At 53.0% G+C, this 11,751-nt stretch carries 15 protein-coding genes; 14 read left to right on the plus strand and 1 reads right to left on the minus strand.

The window, feature by feature from the left end; translation table 11 throughout:
• The first annotated feature begins 39 nt into the window (after nucleotides 1–39).
• Nucleotides 40–657: a CPBP family intramembrane glutamic endopeptidase gene (locus PT964_RS16565; protein ID WP_274364478.1), complete on the plus strand. Its 618-nt coding sequence runs from the start codon at nucleotides 40–42 to the stop codon at nucleotides 655–657.
• Complete coding sequence (locus tag PT964_RS16570) at nucleotides 644–826, plus strand: hypothetical protein (RefSeq protein WP_274364479.1); 183 nt, start codon at nucleotides 644–646, stop codon at nucleotides 824–826. The genes PT964_RS16565 and PT964_RS16570 overlap by 14 nt, the downstream gene beginning before the upstream one ends.
• Here the strand turns inward: PT964_RS16570 and PT964_RS16575 are convergent.
• Nucleotides 811–1,680 carry a polysaccharide deacetylase family protein gene (locus PT964_RS16575; RefSeq protein ID WP_274364480.1) on the minus strand — a complete coding sequence of 290 codons (870 nt, stop codon included), beginning with the start codon at nucleotides 1,678–1,680 and terminating at the stop codon, nucleotides 811–813. The two genes, PT964_RS16570 and PT964_RS16575, sit on opposite strands and share 16 nt — an antisense overlap.
• A 156-nt stretch (nucleotides 1,681–1,836) precedes the next feature.
• Here PT964_RS16575 and PT964_RS16580 point away from each other — a divergent pair, with 156 nt between their 5' ends.
• The 12 genes from PT964_RS16580 to fni all read left to right on the plus strand — a co-directional run bounded on the left by PT964_RS16580 (nucleotide 1,837) and on the right by fni (nucleotide 11,691).
• Entirely contained in the window at nucleotides 1,837–2,214 is a 378-nt protein-coding gene (locus PT964_RS16580; RefSeq protein ID WP_274364481.1) for a hypothetical protein, read from the plus strand.
• Between the two features lie 250 nt (nucleotides 2,215–2,464).
• Entirely contained in the window at nucleotides 2,465–3,049 is a 585-nt protein-coding gene (locus PT964_RS16585; RefSeq protein WP_274364482.1) for a genetic competence negative regulator, read from the plus strand.
• Between the two features lie 157 nt (nucleotides 3,050–3,206).
• Nucleotides 3,207–4,463, plus strand: a complete 1,257-nt coding sequence (locus tag PT964_RS16590) for a Glu/Leu/Phe/Val family dehydrogenase (RefSeq protein WP_274364483.1) — start codon at nucleotides 3,207–3,209, stop codon at nucleotides 4,461–4,463.
• A 30-nt stretch (nucleotides 4,464–4,493) separates the two neighbouring features.
• Nucleotides 4,494–5,186: a glutamic-type intramembrane protease PrsW gene (gene prsW, locus PT964_RS16595; protein ID WP_274364484.1), complete on the plus strand. Its 693-nt coding sequence runs from the start codon at nucleotides 4,494–4,496 to the stop codon at nucleotides 5,184–5,186.
• A 61-nt stretch (nucleotides 5,187–5,247) separates the two neighbouring features.
• Nucleotides 5,248–5,403 carry a hypothetical protein gene (locus PT964_RS16600; RefSeq protein WP_274364485.1) on the plus strand — a complete coding sequence of 52 codons (156 nt, stop codon included), beginning with the start codon at nucleotides 5,248–5,250 and terminating at the stop codon, nucleotides 5,401–5,403.
• Nucleotides 5,404–5,458: 55 nt separating this feature from the next.
• The gene (ypeB, locus tag PT964_RS16605; RefSeq protein ID WP_274364486.1) at nucleotides 5,459–6,829 is read left to right on the plus strand and encodes a germination protein YpeB; all 1,371 of its coding nucleotides are present in this window, start codon (nucleotides 5,459–5,461) and stop codon (nucleotides 6,827–6,829) included.
• Nucleotides 6,830–6,955: 126 nt separating this feature from the next.
• The gene (locus tag PT964_RS16610; RefSeq protein ID WP_274364487.1) at nucleotides 6,956–7,603 is read left to right on the plus strand and encodes a flagellar brake protein; all 648 of its coding nucleotides are present in this window, start codon (nucleotides 6,956–6,958) and stop codon (nucleotides 7,601–7,603) included.
• 72 nt (nucleotides 7,604–7,675) lie between these two features.
• Entirely contained in the window at nucleotides 7,676–7,912 is a 237-nt protein-coding gene (locus tag PT964_RS16615; RefSeq protein WP_274364488.1) for a hypothetical protein, read from the plus strand.
• Between the two features lie 81 nt (nucleotides 7,913–7,993).
• The gene (gene cmk / locus PT964_RS16620) at nucleotides 7,994–8,689 is read left to right on the plus strand and encodes a (d)CMP kinase (RefSeq protein WP_274364532.1); all 696 of its coding nucleotides are present in this window, start codon (nucleotides 7,994–7,996) and stop codon (nucleotides 8,687–8,689) included.
• Nucleotides 8,682–9,257, plus strand: a complete 576-nt coding sequence (locus PT964_RS16625; protein WP_274364489.1) for a lysophospholipid acyltransferase family protein — start codon at nucleotides 8,682–8,684, stop codon at nucleotides 9,255–9,257. The genes cmk and PT964_RS16625 overlap by 8 nt, the downstream gene beginning before the upstream one ends.
• A gap of 117 nt (nucleotides 9,258–9,374) precedes the next feature.
• A complete protein-coding gene (gene rpsA, locus PT964_RS16630; protein ID WP_274364490.1) occupies nucleotides 9,375–10,595 on the plus strand; it encodes a 30S ribosomal protein S1 in 1,221 nt (406 codons plus the stop codon).
• Between the two features lie 28 nt (nucleotides 10,596–10,623).
• Nucleotides 10,624–11,691, plus strand: a complete 1,068-nt coding sequence (gene fni / locus PT964_RS16635; protein ID WP_274364491.1) for a type 2 isopentenyl-diphosphate Delta-isomerase — start codon at nucleotides 10,624–10,626, stop codon at nucleotides 11,689–11,691.
• Nucleotides 11,692–11,751: the final 60 nt, after the last annotated feature.

Consider the following 11,751-nt stretch of genomic DNA (forward strand, 5'->3'; position numbering starts at 1 on the left):
TTTCAGTATAGGCCATATTTCATAAAAAGGGAATTGTTCATGAAAAAATTCGACTTCGAGCGTTTGAAACGGATTCGCCTGCAGAAGGCGGATTTGACTAAGATAACCGACCGGATGCTGCTGATCAATCTGTATTTCACTCAGCTTCTTACCTTGCTTGCCGCGCTGGGCATAATGTGGCTTCAAAAGCGAAATCCGCTGGGCGTGCTCGCTTTGCCCGATTCTTATATTCCGTGGGTATGGGGGCTCGTATTCGCTTGCGTCGTGTTTGCGGCGGACGCGCTCATTTCGCGGTGGGTTCCCGAGGAATTTTCCGACGACGGAGGCATCAACGAAAAGCTGTTCGGCCGAAGACCCGTATGGCATATCGCTCTGATCAGCCTGATTGTGGCCGTCTGCGAGGAAATGCTGTTTCGCGGAGCCATTCAGTATATGATCGGTCCTTATTGGACGAGCATCGTGTTCGCGACGCTGCACGTGCGGTATTTGCGCCACTGGCTGATGACGGGGCTAACCTTTTCCATTTCTTACGGCCTAGGCTGGATTGCGGTTCAAACCGGAAGCCTATGGACACCGATTGCCGCGCATTTTATTATTGATCTGGTGATGGGCTTGACTATTCGTTTTCGGGGGAGTACTGATCGTGACGAAGCTTGACAATGAAATTTCGGCGGAGGATATGAAAGAAGAACCTCTCCCCCCGAGGAGAAAGGTTCATCCGTCCAACAAAATGAAGATGGTCCGCATCTTTTACAACACGTTAATCATCTTGTTTCTTGCGCTGACGGCAGGCCTGATCGTATGGGGATATCAATTGATCGAGTAGCCCGTGTCAATGCTTGCCGGGTCGACGAAGCCGTAGCCCTTATCCTCCAGGCGGGTCAGCAGCGCATCCAGCGCTTCCGCCGTCCAAGGCAGCTCGTGCATCAGGATGTTGCTCCCGGGATGAAGCTGCTCCAAGACGCTGTCGATGACTTTATCGGGCTTGTCGTACCCTTTCACCCAATCTTGGGATCCGTTGGACCAGGTCATATACAGCATCTTTTCTTCAGCAGCCTTCTGCCGCACATAGTCGTTCCCCGCCCCGAAAGGCGGACGGAAAAACCGCGGCCGTTCCCCCGTCAATTTTTCCACAATATTTTGAACGTCTCCGATTTGCGCATCGATTTGCTCGTCGGTCGATTGTTTTAGATTGATATGGTCCCACGAATGGTTGCCTATAAACTGCTTACGATCGCGGATCAGCGTCAGCAGCTCCGGATGCTGCTTTACCCGGTAGCCGTTGACGAAAAATATCGCTTTGGCGTTATGCTTGTCCAGCGTATCGAGAAGGGAGGTCAGCACCTCCGTATTTTTAGGACCGTCGTCGAACGTTAACAGAACTACTTTGGAGCTTGTGCTTTCCTCGATCGGCTTGATGATGAAATTGTCGCTCATCCGGTACAGCAACGGAACGGCGGCTGTTTCGGCCGGCTCCTCTTGTTCAGGCTCATTGACGGGTTCGTCCGCGGGGTCCGAATTCGTCTGTTCCGCCGGCGCGTCTTCAGGGGCGGGCTCCGCGGACGGCGACGTTTCGATTGAATTCTGCTTTGCAGGCGAAAGCGTGTCCGCTCCGGCCGATTGTCCGCATGCAGAGAGCAGCAGACCGAGCGATAGCAGCATGATGTAAGGTTTCTTCATAGGGCTCTTCTCCCGGAGTAAAATAGGTGCGATTTCATTGTAACACGGCGCTCGTTTTGCGCGGAATCCCCCGAATTCCCTTTTTTCTCAAGGGATGATTTCAGGCGCGGCTGCTGAAAATAAGCATGCAGTTATTCTTCAAATGGAGGGATTGCCGTGAGAATGACCGGATTTGTTGTCGGCGGGTTGCTCGGCGCGGCCGCCGCAATGTTTTTCAACCGCGGAAACAATAAGCTGAGTCTGGCAACGCTTGGCAATGCTGGAGCCAGGCTTGACCAGTTCATCGATACGGCCAGAAGCCGGATGATGGACCCGGACCGCCGCTCGTACTATGGCGGAACGACCAACAGCACGATGAACGCGAGCGCCGGCGGAACGACCAACAGCACGATGAATGCAAGCTCCGGCAGCGGACTGGGCAAAGTGCAGCAAATCGTGAACCAAGACCCTCAATTGTCCAAGCAGGTAGGCGAAATTTTGGCCGACAGCGACGCTCCGAATGCCGCTACGACAACCACGTCGACGATCCGTTAAGAAAGCTGCAGGCAAGGCCGACGTCCTTTCGGGCGCGGCTTTGCTTGTTTATCGATTGCATTCGTTCTTTCCTGCAAATTACTTCAATATAGGCAGCTATACATAGTGCATTCGCCGAGAAATAATGTTAACATGGTAGTGTGCTAGACAAGCGCATTTTTTACAATGCAGTTGTTCGGCGCGTCACCAATCCGGGGTTCTATCATACGCTGTGGTAACCGGATTTTTATCGGAAAAGGAGGATCCTGCGATGAAAATCGAACGGTTGAGCCAAGACAAAATTCGGATTTTCCTAACGTTCGACGATTTGACGGAGCGGGGCATCCGGAAGGAAGAACTTTGGCACGAAATTCCGAAGGTGCACGAGCTGTTCAACGATTTAATGGATCACGCTTATACCGAGCTCGGGTTCGATGCCAGCGGACCGCTGGCCGTTGAAGTATTCGCAATGCCCGCGCAAGGAATGGTCGTGATCGTAACTCGTGGAAAGCCGCACCTGTCCGAGGAAGACGAAGATACGTTCGAGATGGAGGTAACGCTCGAAGAGAGCGATCTGATATCTTATACGTTCCATGATCTGGAGCACCTGATTTCCGCATCCAAGCAAATCGGACCGAATTATACGGATGCCGGTTCTTTGTACTCATATAAAGACAAGTGGATCTTGCAGCTGGAATATGAGGATTCGGAAGAAGAACGTCATTATGATAATCTTATCTCCATACTGTCCGAATTTGGAGAACCGAATTCTTTAACCGAAGCCGTTCTTGAGGAATACGGCAAGCTGGTCGTTCGCGAGAACGCGATTCAGCTCATTCGCACGAGCTTCGCCTAATAGCTGCGGATTCATCCGCACAAAAGATAAGCATCTTTCAAACCTTACGCGTTTGGCAAGATGCTTTTTCTTGGCGCGGGAATGATTCTGCCCGGAACGACCGACATTAGGTTTACATCATCCTTTACATAGCCAAAAGAAAATTGACGAGGTGTTTATGGTGTCTGCTAAAGAAAACCTGAATGTGCTTCAGTCCACTCAAACGGTTATCGCGGAGGCGCTCCAAAAGCTCGGTTATCCGGAAGAAATGTACGAGCTTCTAAAGGAGCCGCTTCGGGTGCTGACGGTTCGAATTCCGGTACGAATGGATGACGGCAAAATCAAGGTGTTTACAGGCTATCGCGCTCAGCACAACGATGCCGTCGGTCCCACGAAGGGCGGAGTACGGTTCCATCCCGGGGTAACCGAGGATGAAGTGAAGGCACTTTCGATATGGATGAGCTTGAAATGCGGCATCGTCGATCTTCCTTATGGCGGCGGTAAAGGAGGCATCATTTGCGATCCGAGGGAGATGTCGTTCCGGGAGCTGGAAAGCTTAAGCCGCGGGTATGTACGCGCGATTTCGCAGCTTGTAGGTCCGTCAAAGGATATTCCAGCCCCCGACGTGATGACGAATTCGCAAATTATGGCGTGGATGTTCGATGAGTACAGCCGGATCCGCGAATTCGACGCCCCCGGCTTCATTACCGGGAAGCCGCTCGTCTTAGGGGGCTCCATCGGCCGCGAAACCGCGACCGCCAAAGGTGTGACGATCATGATCAACCAAGCGCTCAGGAAAAAGGGAATTAAGGTTCAGGATGCGCGCGTCATTGTACAGGGCTTCGGGAACGCGGGAAGCTTTTTGGCCAAGTTCATGCACGAAGCGGGCGCAAAGGTTGTCGGCATTTCCGACGTTTACGGCGCATTGTATGACCCGGACGGGCTCGATATCGAATATTTGCTCGATAAACGGGATTCCTTCGGAACCGTGACGAAGCTGTTCGAAAAAACGGCGATCTCCAACGAAGAGCTCTTGATTCAGGAATGCGATATATTAGTTCCCGCAGCGATTGAAAATCAAATCACGCTCGATAATGCGAATCAAATAAAAGCGTCGATCATCGTAGAGGCCGCTAACGGGCCAACAACGCTGGAGGCGACGAAAATCGTGACGGAGCGCGGCATTTTGCTCGTCCCCGACGTGCTGGCCAGCGCCGGCGGCGTCATCGTTTCTTATTTCGAGTGGGTTCAAAATAACCAAGGGTATTACTGGACGGAAGAAGAAGTTCATACCAGATTGGAAGATATGATGGTCAAGGGATTCGAGAGCGTATATAATTTATCTGTGTCCCGTAAGGTCGACATGAGGCTTGCCGCATATATGGTCGGCGTTCGCAAGACGGCGGAAGCCGCCCGTTACCGCGGATGGGTATAGCTTCGATTTTATTAATGAAGGGGGAGCGGAATGGTTTTACTTTCGATGATTGCCGCGGCCGCCGCGCCGGGGCTCGCTCTGCTCTCCTATATTTACCTGAAGGATAAATATGAGTCGGAGCCGCTGCATTTGGTTGCCAAGCTGTTTGTATTCGGCGCGCTTTCGGTGGTTCCGGTCATGGTACTGCAGAGAGGGTTTACGCTTTGGTTCGGCGACGACCCTCTTTTCTTTTCGTTCGGCACGACCTCGGCCTTGGAGGAAGGCGCCAAATGGCTGATCGTGTTAATAGCGGTGTTTCGGCACAGCGAATTTGACGAGCCTTATGACGGGATTGTGTACGCGACAGCCGTATCCTTGGGATTCGCCACAGCGGAAAATTTGCTGTTCGCGCTTTCCGAGCCGTACTCGCTTAGCACGCTTTTTGTTCGGGCGCTGCTTCCGGTTTCCGGACATGCTTTGTTCGCGATCGTCATGGGCTATTATTTCGGCCGGGCGAAATTTTTCAAGGATGAACGCGGGAGAAGCTTGGCGTATTCGATTATTTTTCCGGTGTTCTGGCACGGTTTGTTCGATTTCGTCGTCTTGACGGCAACCACATATTGGGTTTGGCTGATGGTGCCGCTCATGTCGGTGCTTTGGATTCGCGGGCTTGCCAAGATGCGCCGGGCGAACCACCATTCCCCGCTGCGTCTCATCCGGCGCGAAGAAGAGTTTAAAACGTAACCTTGCTGACGATAATGAAGTTGGCAAGGTTTATTTTTTTGCGTCGAGTAGGTGAAAACATATGGTGAACCGGGTCAAGGTGGCGATTCGGTGCAAAAAATGCGGCGAGCGTTTCGTCCTTCGCGGCAAACGGGAGAAGGGCGTGATCGACACCGGATTTAAGCGCTGCCTTTGCGACAATGAGAACGATTTTGAAGTCCATGAAGAAAATGTATAACCGGGCTTCCTTCTACGAAAACTAGCCGTAAGTTTTTGCGGAAGGGAGCAGGCATATGTATCAGCGGCTTAGCGCTATATTGTTTCCGGTATTCGCGTTATTGTTTGCGGGCACCGCCATGTGGGGTTACCAGGAGCATCAGGAAAAAAACAACATTTTGATAAAAGCGGAAAATCAGTATCAGCGGGCGTTTCACGATTTGTCTTATTATATGGATCAGGTTCATGAGGAGCTGGGCGCTTCGCTCGCCGTCAATTCCAAATCGAAGTTCCATCAGAAAAACTTCGTCAACTTATGGAGACTTACTTCCCAGGCGCAGTCCGAGGTCAATCAATTGCCTCTCACGCTCATGCCCTTTCATGAGACGGAGCAGCTGCTTGCGAACATCTCAAAATTTTCGTACCGAACGGCGATGAGAAATTTGGATGAAAAACCGCTTACCTCGGAAGAAACGAAGCTGTTGACCGCATTGTACAAGCACGCGAAGGAAATAAGAACGGACTTGCGCAAAGTTCAAGAGAAGGTGCTGACGAAGCAACTCCGATGGATGGATGTGGAAACGGCGCTTGCTTCCGGCAACGAAAATTTCGATAACGACATTATTGACGGGTTTCGCCTAATGAACGACAAGGTGGCGGAATTCGGCAATTTGAACTTCGGTCCGACGACATCGGATCAAAATATGCGTCTGTCGGCCAAATCGTTGTCCGGGCCTGATGTAACTGCGGAGCAAGTGAAAAAGAAAGCGGCGGAATTTTTACGAACGAGAGACACAGGCCGGATGAAGGTGGTCGAAAACGGCGCGCAAACCGATTTTCCGACCTATAGCGTTACTTTGGACGCGGACGGGCACGATAGCCCGATTCAGCTCGATTATACGAAAAAAGGCGGCAAGCTCATTTACTATTTGACGTCGCGCAGCGTGCACGGCAAACGGTTGTCGGCCGACCAGGCGGCAATGCGTGCCCAGCAGTTTCTGCGGGAGAACGGATACGAAAGTATGCGTCCGATCAGCTTCGATGAATATGAAAATGTAGCAAGCATTGCCTTCGCCAGAGTCATGAACGACATAACGATTTATCCGGACAAGCTGTCGGTGAAGGTTGCTTTGGATAACGGACAAATTACGGGATTGTCCGCCGGAGATATGCTGTACCATACGAAGGAACGAAAGCTCGCGAAGCCGACGCTTTCGAAAGAAGAGGCGGCCGCCATGCTGAACCCGAACTTCAAGATTGCAGACCAGTCGCTCGCGCTGATCGACAACGATCTGGATGAAGAAGTGCTCTGCTACGAGTTTCGCGGAAGCATCAACGGCGAACAATATCGCATTTATTTGAACGCAGACTCGGGCTATGAGGAAAAGATCGAGCGCATTCGAGGCGCAGAGACCGATGCCGGCACAGGAAAACAACAAAATAAGTAACATCGAAGCGCTTGCGGCTGTTGGCCGTACGCGCTTTTTTCTTCTTCCGCTCCGGGCATTCCGTTGATATAATGGATATCATCATAGGTCTTAAGAAGCAAATACGGCGTGAAAGGAAGGGGACACATGAAAATCAATCAAACGCTTCAATTCCAGGTTGCGTCCCCTGATGAAGAGGAAGCCGGGAAAGAATATAAGTCCCGCATAGCCGATTTGGATGACGAGCACTTGTATATGGAAATACCGATTGATGTCCAAACGGGAAAGCTGAAAAGGCTTGAAATCGGCGATCAATTGGCCGTTCATTTCATAACCGAGGGCGGGGTCAAAAATTTCTTCGAATCCGAAGTGATCGGTTTTACCCAAGACGTAATTCGTTTGGTCGCCATACGAAAGCCCGAGCCGAACGCGATTACCCGCACTCAGCGGAGAACGTTTCTCCGTGTGGCGGCGCAGCTGGAAATCGCCGCGAAAATCGGAGAGCACCTTCAGTTTCTAGCGTTAACGGAGGACGTAGGCGGAGGAGGCGTGTCCTTCCTGTGCGACGATCATATTCCGCTGAAGGTAAACGATTTGTTAAGCTGCTGGCTGCTCGTTCCTTACCGCAACGGCTCCGTCGAGCATGCGCAATTCAAAGGGGAAATCGTTCGGGTTAAAAACCAAGAAGGCGGCAAGCAGCTGGTCATGATGCGCTTTGCCGACATCGCGCAAGCCGAGCAGCAAAAGATCATTCGATACGCGTTCGAACGACAGCTCGATTTCCGGAAAAAATAATCGTACGCGCGCGAATAGTTTTTCCGTTCCTGAGCATACTACCGGCAAAAACGGCGAATTGGCGGGAATCGGATGGAGATGCGGGAATATGAAGACACGCGCTGCGGCCGGCGCAGCGCAAGAAGCGAAGCCGACGAATACAGCGATCGGTTTATTCGGCTGTGCGAGCCTGTGGAGCGATTTATCGTTCGCTCGATCGTAACGCTTGCCGTGCTGCTGGTGTTGTCCCAGTTGCTGCTGGCCGCAGGCGGCATCAGACATGCGGTTTCTCCGACCGATCGGGCGGAAGGCGTGCCTTTATCGGAATAATGTGTTATACTGAAGGCGGTTCGAACGCAGGCCTAGCCTGCTTTTTTGTTGACGAAAGGAAGTAGCCGCTTGAATTTACATATTGCATCCAAGATTAATGTCGCTATTGACGGGCCGGCGGGCGCCGGGAAAAGCACGGTCGCCCGTTTGGTCGCTTCCAGGCTCGGTTACGTGTATGTCGACACCGGGGCAATGTATCGAGCCGTAACGCTGAAGGCGCTTCGGAACAACGTCCCGGCCGAGAAAGCCGACGAGCTGGTCGCGCTGGCGGAAGGAACGGATCTTCGTCTCGTTGCGGAGCCGGACGGTCAGCATGTGCTGATGGACGGTGAGGACGTGACGAAGGAAATACGCTCCTCCGAGGTTACCGCGAGCGTTTCCGCCGTTTCGGCGGTTGCGCCGTTGCGCAGCGTGCTGGTGAAACTGCAGAAGAAGATGGCGCAAAGCAAAGGCGTCGTAATGGACGGGCGGGATATCGGCACGAACGTGCTGCCTGACGCCGAGGTGAAGGTGTTCTTGACGGCGAGTGCGCGCATCCGCGCGGAGCGCCGCTATCAAGAAATATCCGAACAAGAGCGGCGTAACGTAACGATCGAATCGCTCATGGAATCGATCGTCCGGCGCGACAATCACGATTCGCAGCGCGAGGCGTCTCCTCTGCGCAAGGCGGAGGATGCGGTGGAGATCGATACGTCCGAGCTCAATATCGAAGAAGTGGCTGAACGCATTTTGGATTTGTGCGACTCCTTATTAAAGGGGGGAGACCCCGTTGTATAAAATCGCGCAAGTCGTGCTCCGCATCATCTTTTGGCTGCTGTTCCGCTTGAAGGCGGTCGGAGCCGGAAATATACCGATGTCGGGGCCGGTCATCGTGTGCTGCAATCACCGCAATTTGCTGGATCCGCCGATCGTAGGATGCCCTCTGCCGAGGAAGATGCGGTTTATGGCGAAGGCGGAGCTGTTCAAAGTACCGGTCTTTTCGCAAATTATTCGTTATTTCGGCGCTTTTCCCGTAAAACGCGGCGGCATGAGCAAGGAAACGATCAAGACGACGCTGAACCTGCTTAGAGATAATCAAGTGCTTTGCATCTTTCCGGAGGGCAGCCGAAACGCCGATTTGGGCGAAGGCAAGAAAGGGGCCGCGACGTTCGCGATCCGCACCAATGCCATGATTCTGCCAGCGGCAATCATCGGCAACTACAAGCTTTTTCGTCCGCTGAAGGTCGTTTACGGGCAGCCCTTCTATGTAACGCCGCCCGAACATTTGCCGGCCGCCGAACAGCTTGAAGCGGCGACAGAGCAAATTATGGCTTCAATCCGCGAATTGATTGAACGCCATTCTTAATTTCCGATGTCCTAATACCTTACGTCCGCACAATTGATTCAAGTGTATGGAAATGGTATTTTGGATTTATACTACACACATCAAAATGTTCTGTTGGAGACTGAGGAGGTTATCGTAATGACGGAAGAAACGAAGGTAAACGGAAACGGAGAAGAAACCGCGGAAACGGTTGATATGGCGGGTGTGTCGACGATAAAGAAAGGCGATATCGTAACGGGAACCGTCGTGAAGGTAGAAAACAATCAAGCATTTGTCGATATCGGTTATAAATACGACGGAACGATTCCTCTCCGCGAAATTTCTTCGGTTCCTATTGAAAATATCGGGGATGCCGTTCAATTGGGCCAAGAGGTTACTTGCAAGGTGCTTGGCATTAACGACGAGAAAGAAGTTTTGACTCTTTCCAAGCGCCAAGTAGAAGGCGAGAAGGCTTGGGAGCAAATGCAAGAGTACCTCGACAAAGGCGAAGCGTTCGAAGCGAAAGTCGTGGACGCCGTGAAAGGCGGCCTCGTAGTCGACGTAGGCGTGCGCGGATTCATTCCGGCATCCATGGTAGAACGCCACTTCGTAGAAGACTTCAGCGGATACAAAGGCCGTACGCTGAAGCTGAAAGTACGCGAAATCGACAAGGCCAACAATAAGTTGATCTTGTCGCACAAAGACGTTCTTGAAGAACAATATCAAGCAACGAAGAAGCAAGTGCTCGAAAGCTTGAAGCCGGATCAAATCATCGAAGGCACGGTTCAACGCCTGACTCCGTTCGGCGCGTTCGTCGATGTTGGCGGCGTGGACGGCCTTGTGCACGTGTCCGAAATTTCGTGGCAGCATGTCGATAAGCCTTCCGACGCGGTAAAAGAAGGCGACAAAGTAAAAGTGAAAGTATTGAAGGTCGATCCGGAGAACGATCGTATTTCGCTGAGCATGAAAGCGGCTCAACCGGGTCCTTGGGATCAAGCGGCCGATCAATTCCATGTCGGAGATATTGTCAAAGGCACCGTGAGACGCCTTGTCGACTTCGGCGCATTCGTGGAAGTCGCTCCGGGAGTGGAAGGTCTCGTTCACGTATCGCAAATTGCGCACCGCCGCATCGGCACGCCGCACGAAGTGCTGAAGGAAGGCCAAGAAGTGAATGTGAAGGTGCTTGACGTCAATATCGGCGAAAAACGGATTTCCCTCAGCATTAAAGAGACGGAAGAGGCTCCCGAGCAGCCGGCCCGCGAAGAGCGCGAACGTGCTCCAAGAGCTCCGAGACAGCCGAAGGTTGACATTCCGGAGAGCCAAAGCCTGAACCTTACGCTCGGCGAACGCTTCGGCGACAAATTGAGCAAGCTGAAATAAAGATTAACCGCTCTGGAGGGAAAAGCGCATGTCGCGTTCCTCGCGCAAAATGGATCACGTTCGATATGCTTTGTCGATCCCGCCGGAGAACCGGAACGGATTGGACGACATTCGGTTCGTACATAATGCGCTTCCCGAAACGTCCTTGGAACAAATATCGCTTTCCACAACGATCGGCGAGCTCGTTATGAGTTCGCCGATTCTTATTAATGCGATGACGGGCGGAGCGGAGGAGACGAAGCGCATAAACGGCGGTTTGGCAGAAGCTGCTCGCGAAACGGGCACCGCGATGGCGGTCGGCTCGCAGATGGCTGCGCTGAAATCGCCGGAGACGACGGACAGCTATACGATCGTACGCAAGATGAACCCGCGCGGCGTAGTGCTTGCGAATTTAGGAAGCGAAGCGACGGCGGATCAGGCGAAACGGGCGGTCGAAATGATCGAAGCGAACGCGCTGCAAATCCACTTGAACGTCGTTCAAGAGCTCGTCATGCCGGAGGGGGACCGTTCGTTTACGGGCGTGCTGAAGCGGGTGGAACGGATTGCCGCCGCTTTGGACGTGCCGGTGATCGTCAAGGAGGTCGGCTTCGGCATGACATCGCAAACCGCGGAAAAGCTATACGCAGCTGGAGCGGCGGCGGTCGATTGCGGCGGCTTCGGCGGGACGAACTTCGGGAAAATCGAGAACGCCCGCAGGGACAAGCCGGCCTCCATGTTCAACGACTGGGGGAACTCTACGGCGGCTTCGCTGCTTGAGGTGCTTGAGACGGCGGACGCTGCCAAAATCATAGCCTCCGGGGGCATCCGCAGCGCTCTTGATGCCGCGAAGGCGCTGGCGCTTGGAGCTGGCGCCGTCGGCATGGCGGGGGCTATGCTCCGCAAACTGAACGCCGAGGGCGTGGAAGCGCTGATCGAGGATATCCGTTCTTTACAAACGGACATCAAGCTGATCATGACGGCGGCAGGAGCGGCGGATCTTGCGGAGCTGCGACGAGCGCCGCTTGTAATATCCGGGGAGACGGCACATTGGTGCTGGGCCCGCGGCGTCGATATCCGCAAATATGCCCGCCGCCGAGCGGCGGAGCCTGTGGAGTAAAAGGGACACTTCCGTCCGATACTAAAATATATTTCCTGATTGTCATGATGGAGGATATTT

This window comes from Paenibacillus thermotolerans (assembly GCF_028745515.1).
Classification (GTDB): Bacteria; Bacillota; Bacilli; order Paenibacillales; family YIM-B00363; genus Paenibacillus_AE; species Paenibacillus_AE thermotolerans.